General features: G+C 37.4%; 23 protein-coding genes and 1 riboswitch. All 23 genes read left to right on the forward strand.

What is annotated here, in order from left to right:
• Positions 1-612: flagellin (locus tag Q4496_RS14915; RefSeq protein WP_303610756.1), on the forward strand; the 612-nt coding region annotated here is incomplete at its 5' end.
• 117 nt (positions 613-729) lie between these two features.
• Positions 730-2037, forward strand: a complete 1308-nt coding sequence (fliD, locus tag Q4496_RS14920; protein WP_303601785.1) for a flagellar filament capping protein FliD — start codon at positions 730-732, stop codon at positions 2035-2037.
• A 9-nt stretch (positions 2038-2046) separates the two neighbouring features.
• On the forward strand, positions 2047-2439 hold the full coding sequence (gene fliS, locus Q4496_RS14925; protein WP_215974147.1) for a flagellar export chaperone FliS: 393 nt from the start codon (positions 2047-2049) through the stop codon (positions 2437-2439).
• 449 nt (positions 2440-2888) lie between these two features.
• Positions 2889-3200: a hypothetical protein gene (locus Q4496_RS14930; protein WP_215974148.1), complete on the forward strand. Its 312-nt coding sequence runs from the start codon at positions 2889-2891 to the stop codon at positions 3198-3200.
• Positions 3197-4612 (forward strand): flagellar hook-length control protein FliK, encoded by a 1416-nt coding sequence (locus Q4496_RS14935; RefSeq protein WP_303610757.1) that lies wholly within the window; start codon positions 3197-3199, stop codon positions 4610-4612. The genes Q4496_RS14930 and Q4496_RS14935 overlap by 4 nt, the downstream gene beginning before the upstream one ends.
• A 21-nt stretch (positions 4613-4633) precedes the next feature.
• A complete protein-coding gene (locus Q4496_RS14940; RefSeq protein ID WP_215974149.1) occupies positions 4634-5071 on the forward strand; it encodes a flagellar basal body-associated FliL family protein in 438 nt (145 codons plus the stop codon).
• Between the two features lie 8 nt (positions 5072-5079).
• A complete protein-coding gene (locus Q4496_RS14945; RefSeq protein ID WP_215974150.1) occupies positions 5080-5802 on the forward strand; it encodes a FliA/WhiG family RNA polymerase sigma factor in 723 nt (240 codons plus the stop codon).
• 14 nt (positions 5803-5816) lie between these two features.
• Positions 5817-6680, forward strand: coding sequence for a flagellar motor stator protein MotA (motA, locus tag Q4496_RS14950; protein WP_215974151.1), 864 nt, complete (start codon positions 5817-5819; stop codon positions 6678-6680).
• Entirely contained in the window at positions 6680-7672 is a 993-nt protein-coding gene (locus tag Q4496_RS14955; protein ID WP_252727638.1) for a flagellar motor protein MotB, read from the forward strand. Before motA ends, Q4496_RS14955 begins: the two co-directional genes overlap by 1 nt.
• Entirely contained in the window at positions 7662-8072 is a 411-nt protein-coding gene (locus Q4496_RS14960; RefSeq protein ID WP_215974152.1) for a PilZ domain-containing protein, read from the forward strand. The genes Q4496_RS14955 and Q4496_RS14960 overlap by 11 nt, the downstream gene beginning before the upstream one ends.
• A 39-nt stretch (positions 8073-8111) precedes the next feature.
• Complete coding sequence (locus Q4496_RS14965; protein ID WP_215974153.1) at positions 8112-9116, forward strand: flagellar motor switch protein FliM; 1005 nt, start codon at positions 8112-8114, stop codon at positions 9114-9116.
• Position 9117: 1 nt separating this feature from the next.
• Positions 9118-9447: a FliM/FliN family flagellar motor switch protein gene (locus Q4496_RS14970; protein ID WP_215974154.1), complete on the forward strand. Its 330-nt coding sequence runs from the start codon at positions 9118-9120 to the stop codon at positions 9445-9447.
• A 4-nt stretch (positions 9448-9451) separates the two neighbouring features.
• Positions 9452-10204: a flagellar type III secretion system pore protein FliP gene (fliP, locus tag Q4496_RS14975; RefSeq protein ID WP_215974155.1), complete on the forward strand. Its 753-nt coding sequence runs from the start codon at positions 9452-9454 to the stop codon at positions 10202-10204.
• Positions 10201-10470 (forward strand): flagellar biosynthetic protein FliQ, encoded by a 270-nt coding sequence (locus Q4496_RS14980; protein ID WP_215974156.1) that lies wholly within the window; start codon positions 10201-10203, stop codon positions 10468-10470. The genes fliP and Q4496_RS14980 overlap by 4 nt, the downstream gene beginning before the upstream one ends.
• On the forward strand, positions 10467-11246 hold the full coding sequence (gene fliR / locus Q4496_RS14985; protein ID WP_215974157.1) for a flagellar biosynthetic protein FliR: 780 nt from the start codon (positions 10467-10469) through the stop codon (positions 11244-11246). Before Q4496_RS14980 ends, fliR begins: the two co-directional genes overlap by 4 nt.
• A gap of 3 nt (positions 11247-11249) precedes the next feature.
• Positions 11250-12380 carry a flagellar biosynthesis protein FlhB gene (gene flhB, locus Q4496_RS14990; protein WP_215974158.1) on the forward strand — a complete coding sequence of 377 codons (1131 nt, stop codon included), beginning with the start codon at positions 11250-11252 and terminating at the stop codon, positions 12378-12380.
• Positions 12381-12395: 15 nt separating this feature from the next.
• Positions 12396-14468, forward strand: a complete 2073-nt coding sequence (flhA, locus tag Q4496_RS14995) for a flagellar biosynthesis protein FlhA (protein ID WP_215974159.1) — start codon at positions 12396-12398, stop codon at positions 14466-14468.
• 369 nt (positions 14469-14837) lie between these two features.
• Positions 14838-14935: riboswitch (cyclic di-GMP riboswitch) on the forward strand.
• 78 nt (positions 14936-15013) lie between these two features.
• The gene (locus Q4496_RS15000) at positions 15014-15892 is read left to right on the forward strand and encodes an OmpA family protein (protein WP_215974160.1); all 879 of its coding nucleotides are present in this window, start codon (positions 15014-15016) and stop codon (positions 15890-15892) included.
• A gap of 20 nt (positions 15893-15912) precedes the next feature.
• Positions 15913-17226, forward strand: coding sequence for a sigma-54 dependent transcriptional regulator (locus tag Q4496_RS15005; RefSeq protein ID WP_303601781.1), 1314 nt, complete (start codon positions 15913-15915; stop codon positions 17224-17226).
• Between the two features lie 17 nt (positions 17227-17243).
• Positions 17244-17606 carry a flagellar hook-basal body complex protein FliE gene (locus Q4496_RS15010; protein WP_303601780.1) on the forward strand — a complete coding sequence of 121 codons (363 nt, stop codon included), beginning with the start codon at positions 17244-17246 and terminating at the stop codon, positions 17604-17606.
• Between the two features lie 17 nt (positions 17607-17623).
• The gene (fliF, locus tag Q4496_RS15015) at positions 17624-19372 is read left to right on the forward strand and encodes a flagellar basal-body MS-ring/collar protein FliF (protein ID WP_303610758.1); all 1749 of its coding nucleotides are present in this window, start codon (positions 17624-17626) and stop codon (positions 19370-19372) included.
• Positions 19353-20405, forward strand: a complete 1053-nt coding sequence (locus tag Q4496_RS15020) for a FliG C-terminal domain-containing protein (RefSeq protein WP_303495283.1) — start codon at positions 19353-19355, stop codon at positions 20403-20405. The genes fliF and Q4496_RS15020 overlap by 20 nt, the downstream gene beginning before the upstream one ends.
• Positions 20405-21031 carry a FliH/SctL family protein gene (locus tag Q4496_RS15025; RefSeq protein WP_215974164.1) on the forward strand — a complete coding sequence of 209 codons (627 nt, stop codon included), beginning with the start codon at positions 20405-20407 and terminating at the stop codon, positions 21029-21031. The genes Q4496_RS15020 and Q4496_RS15025 overlap by 1 nt, the downstream gene beginning before the upstream one ends.

A 21031-nucleotide genomic window follows, 5' to 3' on the forward strand; every position in this document is an offset into this window, starting at 1 on the left:
ACTAACATTGCATACCGTATGAAAGAGCTTGCAACACAAGGTGCTAGTGACGCGAATGGCGCTACTGAATGGGCTGCGCAAAGTGCAGAATATACAGCCTTGACTTCAGAGCTTGATAGCATTATGAAAAACACTTCATTTGGTGGTACCTTATTACTAGAGGGTACGGGGAATAAATTTGCTGATGCTGCTGGTGTTAAATTTCAAGTAGGCTCAAGCACTGCTGAAACGCTAACGGTTGATATCTCAGGATCCTTGGATGCCACTACAGGTGTGGCTAAAAATATTGATGATATTCAAGGTCTAACTACAGGTGGTTTTGCATCTGTAGCTGAGGCGCAAGCTCATTTAGCGCTAATTGATACGTTGATTGCAGGTGTTGGTGGTGCTCGTTCAGCGTTAGGTGCGTCAATGAATCGTCTTGAGCACACCATGACGAACGTAACTAACATGAAAGAGAATACGCAAGCTGCGTCATCTACGTTAATGGATGCTGATTTTGCGGCAGAAACGTCTAACATGACTAAGCAGCAGTTGTTAATGAACTCAGGTATTTCAGTATTGAGTACGGCGAACAGCACAACACAAATGATTGGTTCATTACTTCGTTAATAGTTTAATGTACTAATTGATGTTACAAATTAAAATAGCTATTGGTAATATAGCTATTTTAATAAATAAAAATTCATTTGAGTTTTTATTTATTAAAATAAATACTTGGAGAATAAAATGTCTTTATCAGCATTAAGTATTGACCCAGCTAATTTGGCTAGTCAATATACACAAATTGAACGTGCTTCAAAAGATCAGTTGTTGAGTAATAAAAGTTATGAATTTTCTAGTAAAATAAGTGCATTTGATAGTTTAAAAAGCACATTAACCAGCTTTTATGATAGTTTGTCAGATAATCTTGATAGCGATAGCAGTTTTTTAGCAAATTCAGCTACTGTGACTGATGAAGCTGCGCTTAATATTACAACGACAGGTAGTGCATCACCAGGTGAGTATGATGTTTTTGTTGAACAATTAGCACAAGCACACCAAGTGGCACTTAGTTTTGATACCACTTTACCCTTAAGTACTAATGGTGAATTAAATATTGATTTAGCAGGTGATTCGTTCAGTGTTGATTTATCAACACTTGCAGCAGGCGCTTCGTTAAGTGATTTAGCCACTGCTATTAATTCGCATGTTGATAATAAAGGTGCTAAAGCAAGTGTTATACGTTCAGGCACTGAAACATTCTTAGTTATGACTAGTGAAGAGTCGGGTGCTGCAAATCAAATAGCGATTAGCTTTACACCTGCTGCAATTGCTCCTGATATCAATGGTGGTAATATAGCTAGCGCTATCACTGGGCAAACCGAGCTTACCGCAGCACAAGACTCTATCATTAAGTTAGGGGCAACGTCTGCTATTACAATTACCTCTTCAACCAATACACTTGATACTGTTATTGAAGGGGTAACGCTTAACCTAACGAAAGTACAAGCAGCCGGAGATAGTCCAGCGCACGTTTCGGTTGGGCAAGATGTAGAAAATACCAAGAGTAATATTCAAGGTTTTGTCGATGCGTTTAACAATTTATCAAGCAGTATAACAACGAACGATGATTTAAAAAGAGATAACTTAGCAAGTAGTCTAGCGCGTTCATTACGTAATGATTTTCAGGGTACATTCGAAGGTAAAACACTTTATTCGGTAGGGATCGAATTTGATCGTAGTGGTAATTTACAAATAAATAGTGATAGATTAGAAGATGCATTGATTTCTGATCCTGATTTGTTGACTAAGATGCTTACCGGCGATAACGGCATAATGTCGAAATTAGAAAAAAGAATAGAACCTTATACAAAAAGCTACGGCTTAATTACTGATAAAAAAGATACCTTGCAAGCTAGTTTAGATATTATTACTAGACAACAAGAAAGCCATGAATTCTCAATGGAGCAAGTATATCAACGTTATTTATCACAATTTACACAAATGCAGCAGACTATTGCACAATTAGAATCTACAATGGGTCAATTTGGTTAAGGATTAATAATGTTAGACATAAATGACGGCTTTTCGGCTTATAAAAGCACCTCTATTGACGGTCGTGCTGCCGGTGCAGATATTCATAAGTTAGTGTTGATGCTGTTTGATGGTTTTTTAGATGAATTAGAGAGTGTCACTGGCCATATTAATCAAAAGCGCTATGATAAAAAAGCGCAAAGTATTGAAAAAATGATGCGTATTTTGGGGGGGTTAGAAGCCTCACTTGATTTAGAGTCAGGTAGTGAAGTAGCCGTTAATATGCGAAATTTATATGAACACTGTGGACAATCACTTTTACAAGCAAGTTTAAAAAATGATTTAAGCTATATTGATTCTGTTCGTACTGTCATGACTAATCTACAAGAAGGTTGGAAAGGATTAGGTTCACAGGTAGCATAATTACCTAAGAAATATGTTTTTATAAACCAGTTGCATCGCAACTGGTTTTTTATTTTTAAGAGTACTGAATTGTTCTGATCAAATAGATGAATATATACATTAATAAAATAAAGAATGATAGTTTTTCTATTTTATATAAAAAGTCAGTAAAGCAAGTAGAGTCTCAATAGCTCATCTTGTATAAGTGAATTTGACGATGAAGTCAGGAAAGTGGTTGCTAGAGAGATGTTTATTAAGTTGAATTCAGTTAAATAATAAATGGGTAAATTCTCTTCCATTTACTTCCGTTATGCGGAAGTTCCGCTTCCGCAGAGTTTGAATCAAAGTAAGATTATTTCTTGTTTTTCAGTTACTTGACAGTTGGTGTGTTTTTTGCAATATTAATGAATTAAATAAATTTGGTATCAACAGAAGTGTTGTCATTGTGGTTTTGAGCGGAACAATTATTTATGAATCAGTTGCAGGCTGAACAAAAAATACAATCACTTTTATTGTATATGGCAGAATCCATTGAAAAAGGTAATTGGCATAAGATTCGTGAGGCTGATCGTCAATTGATGTCCTTAATTAATGGAATCAAAGAAGCTTCTTGGTTTACATCTTTTGAACCCAAATTAGTCTCATTAAAACGAGATTATGAAAAAAAAATACAACTGATTAATGCTCAAAAAGAAGATATGAGTAAAAAAATGCAACGTCACCAAACAGATAGTGATGGAATACTAGCTTATAAACAATTGACAGAGAGCATTGGGCAATGACGGTTCAACTACGCACACAAACTATAGCGCAACAAGACGTTTTAGGTGATAGCCAAATCAAGGCAAATTCTTCGCAAAGTTCAAATTCATCAGCGAACACAAATACTGCTGACCTAAATGCAGCTACAGCTACGTTAGCGCCAACATCGAAGTCGTTGGACTCCAAGCCATCGGAGCACTCTACTGATCCTAGTCAAACATATGATGATGCGGAAGAAGCATTGGTATTTGTATTGCCTGATATTTTGGTAGATGATCAGAGTCTAGAAGCGAGTGATGTCTTGCTTGATAATGAACAACTAGATAGTACAAATAAAGATACGCCGAATGAATTACAAGCATTTATTCAAAACCCTAGAGCGCAGAGCTTTAAAACACAACCGATAACGTTGTCAGAAGATCTTATTGTACAGGCATCGGTGTCAAATAATCTAACCTCTTCTTTGTCAAACATAACGTCAATATCTCCGGTTGAAAATGGAGCCAAAGCTAGTGATGCTAAGTTAGTGGATCCAATAGTTACTCAAATAAATACAATGAGTAAGTTAGATGGCAATGACGTACTGCCACTATCAACGACTATTCAACCAGCTTCAACCGTTATTAATGACGCAGCAAACGCTACCACAAACCCCGATATTATAAAGCCATTGATACAAGCAGATAAGTTGCTCTCAAGTAGCCAACAGAGTGAGTTATTAGTGAAACCTTCGGGAGTTAATAATACAGTACAAGACCAATATTTAGCTACGCGACTTTTATCTGAGAATTCATCAAGTAACAGTGGTGTAAGTAATATAAATCATAAGTCTACAACGGCTGATGCTATTAATACATTGGCTTCGTCGGTAGTATTAAATGATGAAAAAGATTTTCAAAAAGGATTAATCCAGCAAGTTTTAAGTAGTGTTGAAAATCGTGAACATACCCTTTCAAAACCTGCTTTTGGATCCACAGCAGAGACTCAAACTGTGAGTCAACAATGGCGTAAAGAGCAATTAACGAGTAACACAAATGAGTGGGGGCAACGTTTACTAAATGTTCTTAGTGATAAAGTGAGCTTACAAATAGGCCAACAAATACAAAGAGCACAAATACGCTTAGATCCGCCGCAGTTAGGTAGTATTGAAATTGCCATTAGTGTGGAAGGAGATAAAACGACAGTTCACTTAGTTGCAGGTAATGCACAAATACGTGAAGCTATGCAACAAACACTGGATCAGTTACGACATTCACTATCACAAGCTGGTGATGTTACCGTTGAAGTTGATGTAGGGGAAAAACAGCAACAATCCGATAATTCAGGGGATACATCTGAAATGGATATAGCTGAAAATACAGCTATTGAAGAAGAAGCTACTTTAAAAACAACAGAAAATAGTGCCAGAGATTGGTTGAATCGATTAGTTTAAGAATAGTTGGAGTATGGATAAGTGAATAAAGTCGTTATAGGAATTATTGTAGTGGTGTTACTTGCAGGTGCTTTTTTTGCAGGTAAATTGTTAGATAGTCAAGACTCAGAAGAGCAAAGCAAAGGAGAAGTGGTAAGCGCAACCGAGCAGTACTTTGCTATGGAACGTTTTATTATAAGTATTAACGATGAAAATTTGACTCGCTATTTAGTATTAGATTTAAGTCTAGCGATTCCTGCTGATGGACAAAGCTCAATTACTGCAGAAACTTATGCGCCACTTTTGCGTAATGAATTAGTAAAAAGGTTTGTGAACTTAGATCGAGACCATGTGAAAAGTGAGTTTACCGATATAGAACAAATGCAAAAAACACTGTTGGAGAAATTTAACTCGGTATTAAAGACGAAATCGGACCTCGAGTTAAGTAATGTTATTATAACTAATGTTTTTATCCAGTAAGGAAAAGCATGTTAGTTCAAACGGAATGGTCTGAACAAGTCAGTGAAAATAGCACCTTGACTGCAGAAAAAGAAAGTGAATTATTAGCAAAGTATGCTTATTTAGTTAAGCGTGCAGGTGCTCATATGCGCACTCAACTTGGTGTCATTGTTGATGTCGATGATATTCAACAGATTGGTTTGGTTGCCTTACTTTCATCTATACGTCGTTATGGGCGTGATGTAGATGAAAAATTTGCGGCTTATGCGTTCAAATGTATTCGTGGTGCGATGCTGGATGAGTTTAGGCGTGTTGATTGGCGACCTAGACAGTTAAGACAAAAATCCCATAAATTAAGAGATTGTACAAGAGCCTTAGTGAAGAGGCTTGGCAGAGAGCCAAATGATAGTGAGCTGTGCGCGGCATTAAAGGTAAGCCCTGATGAATTGCTAGAACTTCATTATATTACCCAAGCAGAAGCGATGGATAGCTTAGAAAGTTTACTTGATGATGGTGGACAATATTGCTCGCCTACAGATGATACACTGTCAAAAGCTGAATCAGCAATGGAATTACAAGCCGCTATGGCAACACTGCCGGCGCGAAATAAACTGTTACTACAGCTTTATTACACCTATGAAATGAATATGAAAGAAATAGCTTTGACCCTTGAACTTACTGAAGCGAGAGTGTGTCAACTTCATAAAGAGGCATTAGTTGCCTTAACCCGAAAACTCAAACATAGCGAATAACCGAGGAAGCAAATATGCAACGATTGATAGGTTTACTGGTGGTGCTTGGTACCGTATTAGGTGGTTTTGCATTCGCCGGTGGGAATCTAGCCACAATGTGGCAGCCTGCGGAATTTTTAATTATATTTGGCGCTGGTATAGGAGCGTTAATTGTGGGTAACTCAAAGTTTGTATTGCTCGAAATGTTATCACAGCTAAAGTATCAATTATTTAGTAATAAAAACAGTCATACAACAGATCTTTATCACGACATACTCATGGTAATGTACTCATTGCTTGACTTAGTTCAAAGTAAAGGCATCAAGGCATTGGATGACCATGTAGAGAATAGTGAAACAAGCTCGATATTTCTCGCTTATCCTAAAGTGGCCGAGTTTCCACAATTAGTAACCTTTATCTGTGATAACTTTAGACTTTACAGTATGGGTAAAATTAATTCTCATGATTTTGATGCAATATTAGAGCAAGAAATTTATACCATTGAAGAGCAAAAACTAAAACCATCACATGCACTAGGTGATATTGCTGAAGCTATGCCTGGTTTTGGTATTTTGGCAGCGGTTGGCGGGATTATTATTACTATGCAACATCTTGATGGCCCAATGAGTGAGATCGGTTACCATGTTGCTGCGGCATTGGTTGGTACTTTTATTGGTATTTTTGCCTGTTATTGTTTAATGGCGCCTCTATCTACAGCGATGGCCTCGTATGTAAAAAAACAAATGGCATTGTTAGAATGTGTTAGAGCTATGTTGGTTGCGCACGCTAAAGGACATGTTGCTATTGTTGCTATTGATTCTGGACGTAAGCTTATCAATGAAGAAATTAAGCCTAGCTTTACAACCATGGAACAATGGATTAATAACCGAGCAGCATAATGTCAAATTCTGAACTGATTGTAATAAAGCGTGGCCGTCGTAATAAAGGTCATGGTAAACATGGCGGAGCCTGGAAAGTTGCGTTTGCTGATTTTACGTTAGCAATGATGGCTTTTTTTATGGTGCTTTGGATTTTAGCTATTACTAATGATGCAGAGCGTAAAAAAATTGCGCATTATATGCGTACTCATTCAGTGTTTGATGGCAGTCCATCTTTTTTTAAGCAGGGCAATAGTCCTTTTCCTATCGATTTAGGGGGGTCGCCATCAATTATTGATAATCAAGCCTCAAATCGTCTACCACCAGATAATCCTCTGCCAGGTATAAGTGAATACCTTCAAGTTCCTGAAGGAGATAAAGAACCACTTGCAGGTAATGGAGATAAATTGAATTCGGCTATTGATAGCGAATTTGCTGCTTCATCAGAATTAAGTTTGTTATTAAAAAGTTTTGAAGAGCTTTCGAAGGAAGAGCTATTAAATAATAATATATTAGTTGAAGAGGTACCTTCAGGCTTGAGAATAATTATTAAGGATGATGACAATCATACGATGTTTGCTCCTTCACAAAAAACAATGTCACCTTTTTTTGAGGATTTGTTCTTGTATCTAGGCGGAATGTTTAAAGATATTAACAATAAAATTATAATATCAGGGCATAGTGATGCAAGCCCATTTAAAGGACAAACCTATACCAATTGGGAGCTTTCAGCTGAACGAGCACAACAAGCTAGAAAAATTATGGCTGCGGGTGGTATGCCAGCTTCGAGAGTAATGCAAGTTAATTCATTTTCTTCAAATCGCCTATTGAACAAGAAAGATAAAACAGCAAGTGAGAATAGAAGGGTTGAGTTACTCGTGCTTACATCTGATGCAGAAAAGAAAATTAACGATCTTTTTGCCGACGATAATGTGCAAAATCCTATTAAACAGTCAGCGAGCGCGGCGACAGCAAATAAGCCAGTGATGCGCTTGGAAAGCAATGATGAATGACAATAAGATAACAGAACAAGAGTGGGAAAAAGAAAACCAACGTCTATATAAACGTTGGTATTTAAATCATAAAGATGAGCATTTGTCGTTGGCAATACAACGAAGTGGTATTGCGGTTAAATTAAAGCATCCTTGGCTATTTGGTTATCAAATTTGTCAAGGGGTTATTAAAAATGTCAGTGTTGGTGGTGCAGGGTTATTGGTTCCGGCCGAAAAAAAATTACCAAAAAGAGTAGTTGTTGCTTTTAACCAAATAGAGAGTTTTACTGGTTTGGTTAAGTACAGCAAAAGCATTAATGAGCAGTTGAAATTTGTTGGACTTGAATGGGCAACAAAGAACGAGCAAGAACGAATGGATTTAGTCGCAAACTTGCAGGCTTTATCTAAGCAAGAAAAATAACATGAATGTATTTACATTTTTAATTGGAAAGCGATAGCAATGAAAATTTTATCCCCGTCAAAAAGTAAGCTTATTAAAGCTGAACAAGCGAGTAAATTTGCAGTGCTGCCTTTGACTTTAGAACAAAGAATTCACGAAGCAGCGGTTAAATCTGCTGCAAATGTAAATTTAAATAAGGTGTTAGAAATTGAGCTAGCGAAACTCTTTAATGATAGTAGCTTCTCTATAGAGGTAACCCCTTGTTCGTATACAGCTATCTATAGTTGGTTTAATGAAGCGCCTAGGGTGTTTGTGAAAAGTGCTTCTTTTGTGCCAGAGGATGAAGATACTTATTTGTCGTTCGATTATCAAAGTGCTCACCGGATGGCTGATTTATGTCTCGGTGGCGTGCTAAACTCGGTAAATAAAAAAGCGCCAGTTGATAGCTCAATCCAAGATGATAAGTCAGAATCAGATGATAACTCAGTTCAAGATGAAAAATTAGCGTCAGATGATAATTTAGCTCAAGATGGTAATTTAGAATCAGTTGATAAGCCAAAGTCTGAACTTAGTGCGACCGAAGCACGAATTTGTGGGCGTCTATTACAAAGGCAAATACAAGGCATACAATATTTATTATTTAAAGAACGTGGTAGCCTTGCTGCAGAAATTTGTAAAGATGAAGCTATTCCTAATTCATTAAATCACTTAGCATTTAAAGTGAGACTTATTCTTGAAGAAGAGGTGGTTAGTTGGTTTATTTGGTTACCTGTTAGCTTTTTTAATACTTCAAAATTAACAAATGCTCAAAACAAGGATGCTCAGCCATTATCTATGGCTTGTAGCCATAAATTTATAGTAAAAGGCCGTGTTGAAATGGCTTCAAAAAGAGTGACACTAAAACAATTAAAAGCGTGTATGAATGGCGCTATTTTACCAATTGAATTAAATACTCCAGCACTATTTAAGCTTGGTAAAACAACATTTTTAAAAGGACAGGTTGCAGAGCAAGATGCAAATCTGACATTTCAAGTTACTGATATACCAGAAAAGAGTGAATTATAGTATGAATGACAATTTAGATGCTGCATTAGATGCCTTAGATTTAGACGATATCGACAATGAGTTAGTTGATAATAAGCAAGACAATAATATGTCTTTATTTGAAGGTGTACCTTTAACGATTACATTAGAAGTGGCCAGCACAGAAATTACCTTAGGTGAGTTAAGTCAAGCTAAACAAGGGGATGTACTTCGCTTAGATAAAGAAGCGGGGCAACCTTTAGATGTTAAAGTTAACGGCGTTTGTTTTGCTCAAGCTGAAGTGGTGATGGTTGATGGTCAATATGGTTTAAAATTTATCAACGACGAAGAATCATCTACGCAGGAATCATAAAGCAATGAGCAAAAGCGCATACATTAAAATAGGCTTTTTGTTATTGACTTTGCTATTGCCTGGTTGGTTAAATGCGCAAGAATTAACGTTATTTTCTTTGAAATCAACAGAGGAAGGTCAAGATTATAACGTAAAGTTACAAATTCTATTAGTAATGACTCTGTTGAGTTTAATTCCTGCATTACTGATGGTACTCACTTCGTTTACTCGCATTATTATTGTATTAGCCATTTTGCGCCAAGCGATGGGGTTACAGCAAAGTCCGCCTAATCGTGTATTGATTGGGATTGCGCTGATGCTTACTGTGTTGATAATGCGACCTGTTTGGCAAGATGTGTATCATAATGCCTATAAACCATTTCAAGAAGAAACCATTGGCCTTGAAGAAGCGTTACTTAAGGCTGAAGTACCACTTCGAGCATTTATGCTTAAACAAACGCGTGAAAGTGAATTGCATCAGGTATTACTTATTGCCAACGAACCTACGACATTGAGCGCACAAGAAATACCTTTTGAAGTGCTTATGCCAGCGTTTGTGTTAAGTGAGTTAACAACAGCCTTTCAAATAGGTTTTATGTTATTTATTCCATTTTTGATTATAGATTTGGTGGTTGCTAGTATCTTGATGTCAATGGGGATGATGATGTTATCACCGTTGATTATTAGTCTACCCTTTAAATTAATGATCTTTGTGTTAGCGGATGGTTGGTCAATGTTGGCTGGGACGCTAGCTGCAACTTTTGGAATGTTACCATGACCCCTGAAATGGCAATGGAGCTTGTAGCAAGTGCAATTTATACTATTATCGAAATGATTTTAGTGTTAATTGTACCTGGTTTAATTCTTGGCATTATAGTCGCCGTTATTCAAGGTGCTACCTCTATTCAGGAACAAACGCTGACCTTTTTACCGCGAATGATACTAACCCTTTTGATGATAGTCTTTACCGGGCACTGGCTGGTACGGACGATGTTGGAATGGTTTGATAATTTGAAATTTATGATTCCAGGAACACTTGGTTGAATTCATTAATTGAGCTTACTAGTGGAGATATTGTGAGCTGGATGGGTACCATGTGGTGGCCATTTGTGCGTTTTTCAGCATTACTTTGGTCTATGCCTATTTTTGATAGCCCAGTGGTAACACCTAGATCTAGAATTCTACTATCAATGATGTTGTCTTTTTTAATTGCGCCACAATTACCATTGGCTCCGGCAATTGATATTTTCTCTTTTGATGCTGTATTATTAACCGTTGAGCAGGTCATATTTGGCGTATTGATGGGGCTTTCGTTACGTATTCTGTTTGAAGTTATGTCTTTAGTGGGCTTGGTACTGTCAATGCAAATGGGGTTATCCATGGCACTGGTTATGGATCCCGGCAGTGGTAGTCAGGTCGCGTTATTAGGCCAGATATTTTGGTTGATGGCGGCGTTGCTTTTTTTTGCTGCTGATGGGCATTTAATAACGTTGCATGTAATGACACAAAGTTTTACGGTATGGCCGATAGGTACAAGTATTTATGAGGTTGATATTCGTGCAATCCTTAATTTGTTTGCTTGGCTCTTTGCTTCTACCTTGTTGTTATCTTTACCTGGTGTAATTGCAATGTTATTAGTTAATTTAACCTTTGGTGTTGCTAGTAGAGCAGCACCTTCGTTAAATATTTTTGTATTAGGTTTTCCAATGGCTTTGTTAATGGGCTTCTTTTGTGTATTTATGACATTAACATATACTGGTGGTGCTTTTTCAAATCTAACCTACCATGTATTGTCTGTTTTTTCTGAGGCTATGGGATAAGTAATGTCTGAAGATAGTTCACAAGAAAAAACAGAGCAGCCCTCCGAAAAGCGCTTGAAAAAAGCGCGTAAAGATGGTCAAGTTGCGCGTTCTAAAGAATTGAATACCGCTATCTTGTTAATGATTAGTATCGCGGGCTTACTTTTTTTTGCAGATATGTTTTATAGTTTATTGTTAGAGATAATGCATAACACTATGATGTTAGATCATAGTATTCTGGATAACAAAAAATTAATGCCTATAGCGTTAGGTAATGCACTTTTAGATATGCTTTCTACATTAGTGCCTTATTTACTTTTAGGGTTTGTCGCTATGTGGATTACGGGTATTTTACCCGGCGGATTTGTGTTTTCTATGAGCTTAGTCGCTCCTAAATTTAGTAAACTTAATCCGCTAAAAGGTTTAGGGAAAATGTTTGGTAAACAGACATTAATAGAATTACTCAAATCAATTGTCAAAATAACTTTGCTCAGTATTTGTTTGTATACTTTTTTGACGCAATTGTGGGGGCAACTAGTGGCTTTACAAAGCCAAGATCTCTATGTAGCTATTTCTCATGGTATAGAGTTATTGTTTCTAGCAATGATTATTACCGTAACATTATTACTAATTGTTGCAGCTATTGATGTACCTATTCAGCAGCATCAAACGCTAAGTAAAATAAAAATGACTCATCAAGAAGTAAAAGAAGAAAGAAAGTCATCAGATGGTAGCCCTGAAATAAAGAATCGAATTAGGCAAATTCAGTATCAACAAGCTAACCGAAAAATAGAAGAACGAGTGCCTAATGCTGATGTCATTATTACCAATCCAACCCATTATGCTGTTGCCATTCGCTATAGTGAAGATAAAGCAAAAGCACCCTACGTTGTTGCTAAAGGGATGGATGAGATGGCTTTACGGATTCGCGAGGTCGCCCGTAATCACAATAAAGAAATTATCGCATTACCTGCGCTTGCACGAGCTGTTTATTTTTCAACTCGTATTGATCAAGAGGTACCAAGAGGACTTTATACTGCCGTTGCCTATGTTTTAACGTATGTTATGCAATTAAAAGCCTATAAACAGGGACGTGGACAAGCCCCAGCCCCATTACCTAAACTTAAAATCCCTGCAAATTTGCAGAAACCATAACTGTGGAGTATTACATTGAACTGGCGTAGCCTTACTCGACCTTATACAGCGATACCTGTATTACTTTTAGCCATTTTATCTATGGTTATATTGCCTTTACCTGCCTGGCTATTAGATACGCTATTTACTTTTAATATCGTGCTTTCTGTTATTGTGTTATTAGTTGCTGTTTCGAGTAAAAGACCACTCGATTTCTCTGTTTTTCCAACGATTTTATTAGTGGCGACCTTAATGAGGTTGACACTTAATATTGCGTCAACCCGTGTAGTTTTACTCCATGGTCATGAAGGTTCAGATGTTGCTGGTCGTGTAATCCAAGCTTTTGGTGAAGTGGTTATTGGCGGTAACTATGTTGTTGGTATTGTTGTATTTATTATATTAATGATTATCAACTTTGTAGTTATTACGAAAGGTGGAGAGCGAATATCTGAAGTTGCTGCTCGATTTACCTTAGATGCTATGCCTGGCAAGCAAATGGCAATTGATGCAGATTTAAATGCCGGCTTAATCGGTCCTGAACAAGCTAAAGAGCGACGTAATACCATTGCGCAAGAAGCTGATTTTTATGGCTCTATGGATGGTGCTTCAAAGTTTGTTCGTGGTGACGCGATTGCAGGACTCATTATTTTAGTCATTAATTTACTTGGTGGTGTCTGCATCGGTGTTTTTCAGCATGATTTGAGTATGGCTGAAGCATTTCAACGCTTTGCATTATTAACCATTGGTGATGGCCTTGTAGCACAAATTCCTTCATTACTACTTGCTGTGGCTGCGGCAATTATTGTTACCAGAATGAATGATGCCGGTGATATTAGTGAAACTGTTGGATCGCAACTATTAGCCTCACCTCGCGTTATTTTTACCGCTGCACTAGTAATGCTCATTTTAGGTGTTGTGCCAGGTATGCCAATGCTTGCTTTTGTGAGCTTTGGTTTACCCTTATTATATGCTGCTTGGCGTTTAGAAAAGTCATCACCAGATGATGGTTTAATAGAAGCTGAAAGTATTACCGAGTCAATATCCAATGAGCAGACTGCACTAAAATGGAACGACATACCTCATGTTGAACAGTTATCTGTTGAGTTAGGCTTTCGACTGGTCTACCTTGCTGATAAAGGTAAAGGTGAAGAACTTGTAAAGACATTACGAGGTGTTCGTAAAAATTTATCGGAACAATTAGGCTTTTTACTGCCAGAAATAAGAATTAAAGATAACCTGAGATTAAACCCACAAGAGTATAAAATTAAACTTGCTGGTATAGCAGTTGCTTCGTCGCAGCTAAATGCTAAACAATTGTTAGCGTTAAATACGGGGGATGTATATGGGCAGCTAGATGGTGAATTAACAACGGATCCTGCTTATGGCTTAGAAGCAGTGTGGATACCAGAAGAGGCGAAAGCTAAAGCTTTAAATATGGGGTATTCAGTTGTTGATTTGGGCACTGTTATTGCGACTCATACTGGTAAAGTTATTAAAGAGCATTTAGATGAATTATTTGGCTATGAGGATATCCAACGCCTCAATGAACGTTTGAAAGAGATTTCACCAGGTCTAGCTGAAGCGCTTGAAAAAGCATTACCGATCAATTTACAACTTAAAGTGATGCGCTTACTTTTACGTGAACATGTTGCGTTAGGTGATATAGTAACAATTGCTGGTACTCTCATTGATAGTGTTGAAGTGACAAAGGATCCTATTTTACTTACTTCTGATGTTCGTTGCGCGCTGCAGCGAGTGTTGGTTAAACAAGTGATGGGTGAGCGAGATGAACTAGCCGTATATAGCTTAGATGAAAAACTCGAACAAACGATGCAAAGTTCTCTTGACCAAGCAATGCAGTCAGGCAAAGTCGCATTAGATAGCTTCCCGGTGGATCCTAATTTACTTGGTCAATTTCAACGTACTATGCCAGCTATTATGGATGATATGAAAAGTAAAGGGATTACCCCTGTACTTATAGTGATTCCTCAGTTAAGGCCTTTATTAGCACGTTATGCTCGTTCGTTTACTAAAGGCAGCTTAAGTGTATTATCTTATAATGAAGTGCCAGATAATGTGAGGGTGAATATTATTGGCTCCTTAGGTTAGCATCGTTATTATATTTTGGTGAAAACCTTTTGCTTTAATAACTGCGCTCAAATATAGTAAATTAGTACTTGTTTTGTTTTTTTAGCATTTATTTTTTTGCATGCACCACTTAGTTGTCACACTTTTACAGTATCGTTTTGGTTGTGTCTTCATGTGTTATTTGTTAAAAAGTAATACTTGCTTAATTAAATTTATTAAAAAGCTTTTATTTACAACGCATTAATTCCTAATTAAATATGAAGTAAATGCGAATTATGTATGTATATTTGATAATGGGTGATTGCAATTCAGTTGCGGTTACTTATAATGAATGAATCGAAATAGTAATTAATAACTATTTTTTATGGAATCGGGTAGGAATAAACTAAGAAAATTAACTAGCAAACTATTTGAAAGAATAGGACGCAAAACTGCCAGTCTAAAGCTTAATGAAAATAATATTAAGTCAAGATCGTGGAGTTACATTAACTTAGCGGCACTTTTCATCTCATCTTATATGTGATGTTCCGCTTATTGCTAATATTTTACAAGGAACAGGTACATAAATGTTAAATTGTTTCCGTCAATTTTGTATTTTTATTCTCTTTTTTTACACCTTATTATTTACGCAGTACAGTAATGCCGAGCGTAATATTCAACAAACCTATGAAAACAGCACTTGGCAAGTTAGTGGTGATTCTTTTTTTTGTCAGTTATCACAAACCATTGATGAATATGCAGAGTTGAGTGTAACCTCGAGAGCAGGAGAGCCTCAAAACTTGAGTCTTCGATGGTTATTAACTGATCGTGAAATTACCAATGTGCAAGTTTTTACACGTCGAGCAGATTGGCAATCAGCACAAACAATACCCCCTAAGATAATGTTTAATTCATCTGAAATAGAACAGCAGCAAGTCTATTTTTATTCAGGAATCGCCTCGTTACTACGAGCTATTAAACAAGGTTTTTGGCTCGATGCTATTGTTGGTTTTGGTGATGAAGAACTACGTCTAACGTTTGCAAATACCTTTAGCGATAATGTCATTTCAAAGTATCAAGATTGTCGTCACCAACTTTCTCCATTATCGTGGGATCAAGCACGAGATCATGAATTTGAATTTGAACTAGGTGAACGCATAGTAAGAAAACAAGCAGATATTACTTTTTTAAAAGATTTAGCGCGCTTTATAGCATTAGATCCTAGCGTTGAAAAAGTGATGATAGATGGTCATACCGATGATGTTGGTTCACCACTAGCAAATAGACTGCTTTCGAAAGAACGTGCTGATGATGTTGCGGCTCGCTTAGTCGAATTTGGCTTACCAGAAAGTATGTTAGAAGTACGCGCGCACGGTCAGCGTTACCCTGTTGCTAACAATAGTACCATTCTTGGGAAATCTTCAAATAGACGAGTATTAGTTCGTTTATTTAGACGCTCAAATTGATTTCGGGCAAGGAGAAAATAATGGATCAAAAATACCTATTGTGGTTTGCACATACAAAGCCTAGTCAAGAAATTGAAAGCGCTGTAAGTGGTGAAAACTTTAAACTATTGCATACTAATTCACTACCTGATGCAATTAGCTACTGTTTAGACCTAAAGCCTCAGTTGATTTTTATTGATGCTGATAATGACCAAATGTCGCTGGTAGACTTAGTAATACTCATTCGTAGAACTTGTCAACATGGACAAATTATATCCCTTGTTGATTCGTCTCAAAGTGAGCTTGCTTCCTTATCGTTAACTAAAGGCGGCGCAGTTGACTTTTTACTTAAACCTTTTTTTCCTGAACAGCTGAAATTAACTATCCGTAACGCTGATTCTATGAAGCAAGGAGCCGAAGGTTTAATTGCTGTTTCTAATAAATCTCAACAATTGCTACGCTTAGCTAACCGCGCAGGGCAGACGAATGCAAGTGTATTAATTATGGGGGAATCAGGAACAGGTAAGGAGAAGTTGGCGCATTTTATTCATAAAGCGTCTGCTCGTGCAAGCCAGCCTTTTGTGGCTATTAACTGTGCCGCGATTCCAGAAAATATGCTTGAGTCAATGTTATTTGGCTATAACAAAGGAGCATTCACAGGTGCTACGAGTAATCAAGTTGGTAAGTTTGAATTAGCAAACGGTGGTACGATTTTATTAGATGAAATTTCTGAGTTACCATTAGAGCTACAAGCTAAGTTATTAAGAGTTATTCAAGAGCGAGAAGTTGAGAGATTAGGTAGTCACCAACGTATTAAGCTTGATATTAGGATAATAGCTTCTTGTAATAAACCACTGCGAGAACAAGTAGAAAAAGGCTTATTTAGAGAAGATTTGTTTTATCGTTTAGATGTACTCCCCCTTAGTTGTCCAACGCTTAGAGAACGCTCTGAAGATATACTCCCACTTGCACAGCATTTTATTACTAAGTATGGCTCAGATAAATTTAGTTTTAGTCCACAAGCCGAAGATATTTTACTTTGTTACAACTGGCCAGGTAATGTTCGAGAGTTAGAAAACGTAATTCAACGAGCGATTGTTATGGCTAGAGGGGTAGAGATCCAAGTCGGTGATTTAAATTTACCGCATTGTTTTCAAAAAGCAGCAAATATTTGTGCTAACCAGTTAAAAAACAATAAAAAACAAGCGGAATTTGATTATATATATGATTTATTAGGTCGCTTTAAGGGACACCGAAAACAGACTGCAGAGGCACTAGGTGTTAGTACTCGTGCACTTAGATACAAACTTGCTGCCATGCGTGAAAATGGCATTGATATAGATGCAATAGCTTAAATGTAAGGAATTTAAAAATGTCACCAATTGAAAGCCAAAGATTAATGCTGAGTAAAATGACTGATATGCAGCAAATTGCGAGCGATCGCATTATGCCTGCTGATATTACTGCAGATAGAATTATGTCTACTGAAATTAATACTCAGTTTTATGGAAGAAGTGATTCTATTAGCGGGGATTTTAAATCAGTTGTGCGCTCTATTAATGAGCAGCAAAATATTTCAGGTCAAATGATGGCTGCTGTAGATACTGGGCGTAGTGATGACGTTGTCGGTGCAATGGTTGCGAGTCAAAAAGCTAGCTTAAGTTTTTCTATGTTAATGGAAATTCGAAACAAAGTGTTAAATGGCGTTGATGATGTCATGCGCATGTCACTGTAATGGGAAAGTATTAAAGTATGAAAGGTGAACTAACAAAAGCTGACTCACAGCCACGTAATGAAGTGAACTTGCGCGAAAAAGTGGTTAACTTTTCCAATAAAATCAGTACAGCAGCGAGTCATGGTGAGAAGAATGTAGCAACAATTGCATTGTTAGCCACCCTAGTTGCAGCCACTATTGTTATTATTTTATGGACTTCCGCAAAAAATTATGTGCCTTTATATGGCAATCAAGAAAGTTATGATAAAGCAAATATTCTTGAAATTTTAGATAAAGAAGAAATTACCTTTCGAATAGATACGGATAGCGGCAATATCTTGGTACCTCAAGAAAAACTTGCTGACGCCCGTATCACTTTAGCAGCAAGAGGTATTAAAGCTTCTATGCCTGAAGGTATTGAAAATATTGGCAGTAAAGTATCAATGGGTACTAGTCAATTTATTGAATCAATGCAATATCAACATGCGCTTGAAGGAGAGCTTGCTCGTACCATTATTAATATGCAAGGAGTACGTAATGCCCGTGTCCATTTAGCTATTCCTAAACGTACATTATTTGTTGGTCGTAATGAGCAAAAAACTGCGGCATCGGTAATGGTTGATTTAGCACCAGGACATGAGCTCAAAGCTGAACATGTAGAGGCTATCATCTCGTTAGTGATTGGCAGTGTACCTGGGCTAGATCCACGTTCTGTTTCTGTTGTGGATCAACGTGGTGAGTTACTTAGTGGTAATTTATATGATAGTACTCCCATCGGTAAAGAGACAGATAAGAAACTCGCTTTTATTGAAAAAGTGGAGCGTAATATCGAGCAACGAGCATCGATCATGCTATTACCTATTTTAGGTGAAGGGAATTATCGAATTCAGGTTTCAACAGAAGTCGATTTCAGTGTAGTTGAAGAAACGAAAGAAGCCGTTGACCCGCAAAATGTTCTTAAGCAAGAGCGATTAAAATCAGACTCAACGGAAGACCAATTTGCCGGTGGTATACCGGGAGCACTTGCGAATCAACCACCATTACCTGAGGCTGATGGGGAAGAAGACAATAATGAACGAATCTCTGAGCGCAGTGAGAGCAGTCGTGAATATGAAAATGGTCGTTCTGTAACACATACGCGTTACGAAGTTGGTCGTTTAACTAATATGAGTCTATCTGTGCTGGTAAACGAGGCTGCATCAGGCTCTGAAGAGGGCTGGCAACAAGCAAACCTTGATGCTTTAGGTCAAATGGTTAAAACCGCAACAGGATATAATTTAGAACGTGGTGATCAATTCAATATTACTAGTTTCGCTTTTGTTGAGGCAAAAGTACTCGCCCCTGGTGAAGGTTTACAGTGGTGGCAGATGCCTGAAGTTAGAGAATATGCGCGTTATATTTTCGGTTTATTAATAAGCTTAGTACTTATTTTATTTGGTGTTCGTCCGCTTGTTAACCATTTAATTAAAGGTAAAAATATTACTGCACCTGCTGCAACTCTTGTTGAAAATCAAGTTAATGGCGCTAGCTCAGAGCATCCTTTTGAGCGTCAAAGTACACCGTTGGATGACGCACTTGAGAAAAATACAACTGAAGAAAATAACACTGCTGGCGCTAACGCTAACGCTAATACTAACTCTACTATTGCATTACCTAAAGTCGGTAGTGATTTCGAAGAGCAAATTGCGCATATGCAATTATTGGCTAGCCGTGAAACTGAGCGTGTGACATCAGTCATTAAATATTGGGTAGAGCAAGGGGTTGAAAGTGAATCAGGAAAATCATGATGGTATAGATATATCGGTACCGGGTCCAGACCGTGCCGCTATATCAATACCAGCGCTAGACCGTGCCGCTATTTTATTACTCAGTATGGGTGAAGAAAATGCGGCAAGTGTGATACGTAAATTAGGTCGACGTGAAGTTAAAGCTATTTCAGAGCGTATGGCAAAAATATCAAATATTACTAAAAATGATGTTGCTAATACACTGACTCACTTTTTTGATTGTTATCGTAACGAAAGCGGTGTAAATGGTGCTTCTCGTGCATACCTAGAACGTGCTTTAGATAAGGCTGTAGGTCGACGTCTTGCTCGAGGAATGCTTGATGATATTTACGGTGGGGCTATGAATGATGATTTACGTCGTTTGGAATGGGTGCCTGCCGAACTTATTATGCGCTTTTTAGAGCAAGAACATGTACAAATGCAGGCACTATTTTTGGCTTTTTTACCGCCAGAGCAAGCGGCGGCTGTTATATCACTATTTCCAGAGCCAAAACATGATGATTTATTGTATCGAATAGCAAGTTTACGCGAAGTAAGTGAACATGTAATGGACGATATTCGTTTGACAATTGAAGCGTGTATTGAATTTGTTGGTTGTCAAGTTGGTGCACAGGTCAATGGTGTTGATAAAGTAGCTGAAATTATGAGTCGATACAGTGGTAATAAGAGTCATATTATCTCGGTAATGAAAAAGCACGATAATAATGTTGCTGATGCGATTCAAGAGCGTATGTATGACTTTAGTAGTCTAACTTTACAGTCAGACGAAATACTATCTCAACTGTTAAATGATATCCCAGATGAACTTTGGACCATGGCATTAAAAGGGTCGAAACCTGATTTTATGGAACGTCTACTAAGCTCGTTACCTAAGCGTTTGGCGCAAGTATATACACAGCAAATCGAAAATTTATCGGCGCAACCTGTTAGCAAAGTTGAAGCCGCTAGACGGGAAATTATGAACATAATACGAGATATGAGCAAAAAAGGTGAAGTTGATTATAGACTCTACCAAGAAGAAACGGCTGGTTAATGATGAGTGAACCGTTTCGATTTCCTACGCTAACAAAAACCGATCAACAGCAAAGCTTACATCAACGCTTAAAGCAGGCGGAAGAGTTTGGTTGGCAAAAAGGCTTTGATGAAGGAATTCGTCAAAGTATTGAGGAACAAAAAGAAAAAATGGCTCAGGAAGTGAATGAGCGTGTTGAAACTTTAATTAAAGAGCAGATAGATGAGCATAAGCAAACATTACTTTTGCGCTTTAATGATCTATTTGAACAGTCTGAAAAAAATATTAACTTACAATCAGATGACGTTATTAAAGAGTTATGTGTTTTAATTACTAAAGTCACCAAAACGGTTTTAGATTGTGAGCTAAAAATACAACCTCAGCGCATGATTGTGCTTGTTCAGCAAGCTATAGAGTTATTAGCTGGACGGGATAAGATCAAAGAGGTTGTTTTTTCATCAGCAGATAAAGACTGGCTTGATGGTGCTGCATTAGAGGTGCTTACTACACAAGTTACGTTTGATGAACAACTCTCCCAAGGTGATGTTCAACTAATTGCTGATCAGCAAACACATAGTTTATCATTCTCGCAACGCTTAGATGCCTTGCTAAATGAAGCAACTACAGCACTATTGAGTGATGATTAA

This window comes from Colwellia sp. 5_MG-2023 (genome assembly GCF_030547795.1).
GTDB lineage: Bacteria > Pseudomonadota > Gammaproteobacteria > Enterobacterales > Alteromonadaceae > Colwellia.

Coding starts and splice junctions, on each gene's coding strand:
- fliD (WP_303601785.1), top strand. CDS start 730: ATGTCTTTATCAGCATTAAGTATTGACCCAGCTAATTTGGCTAGTCAA.
- fliS (WP_215974147.1), top strand. CDS start 2,047: ATGTTAGACATAAATGACGGCTTTTCGGCTTATAAAAGCACCTCTATT.
- Q4496_RS14930 (WP_215974148.1), top strand. CDS start 2,889: ATGAATCAGTTGCAGGCTGAACAAAAAATACAATCACTTTTATTGTAT.
- Q4496_RS14935 (WP_303610757.1), top strand. CDS start 3,197: ATGACGGTTCAACTACGCACACAAACTATAGCGCAACAAGACGTTTTA.
- Q4496_RS14945 (WP_215974150.1), top strand. CDS start 5,080: ATGTTAGTTCAAACGGAATGGTCTGAACAAGTCAGTGAAAATAGCACC.
- motA (WP_215974151.1), top strand. CDS start 5,817: ATGCAACGATTGATAGGTTTACTGGTGGTGCTTGGTACCGTATTAGGT.
- Q4496_RS14955 (WP_252727638.1), top strand. CDS start 6,680: ATGTCAAATTCTGAACTGATTGTAATAAAGCGTGGCCGTCGTAATAAA.
- Q4496_RS14960 (WP_215974152.1), top strand. CDS start 7,662: ATGATGAATGACAATAAGATAACAGAACAAGAGTGGGAAAAAGAAAAC.
- Q4496_RS14965 (WP_215974153.1), top strand. CDS start 8,112: ATGAAAATTTTATCCCCGTCAAAAAGTAAGCTTATTAAAGCTGAACAA.
- Q4496_RS14970 (WP_215974154.1), top strand. CDS start 9,118: ATGAATGACAATTTAGATGCTGCATTAGATGCCTTAGATTTAGACGAT.
- fliP (WP_215974155.1), top strand. CDS start 9,452: ATGAGCAAAAGCGCATACATTAAAATAGGCTTTTTGTTATTGACTTTG.
- Q4496_RS14980 (WP_215974156.1), top strand. CDS start 10,201: ATGACCCCTGAAATGGCAATGGAGCTTGTAGCAAGTGCAATTTATACT.
- flhB (WP_215974158.1), top strand. CDS start 11,250: ATGTCTGAAGATAGTTCACAAGAAAAAACAGAGCAGCCCTCCGAAAAG.
- Q4496_RS15000 (WP_215974160.1), top strand. CDS start 15,014: ATGTTAAATTGTTTCCGTCAATTTTGTATTTTTATTCTCTTTTTTTAC.
- Q4496_RS15005 (WP_303601781.1), top strand. CDS start 15,913: ATGGATCAAAAATACCTATTGTGGTTTGCACATACAAAGCCTAGTCAA.
- Q4496_RS15010 (WP_303601780.1), top strand. CDS start 17,244: ATGTCACCAATTGAAAGCCAAAGATTAATGCTGAGTAAAATGACTGAT.
- fliF (WP_303610758.1), top strand. CDS start 17,624: ATGAAAGGTGAACTAACAAAAGCTGACTCACAGCCACGTAATGAAGTG.
- Q4496_RS15025 (WP_215974164.1), top strand. CDS start 20,405: ATGATGAGTGAACCGTTTCGATTTCCTACGCTAACAAAAACCGATCAA.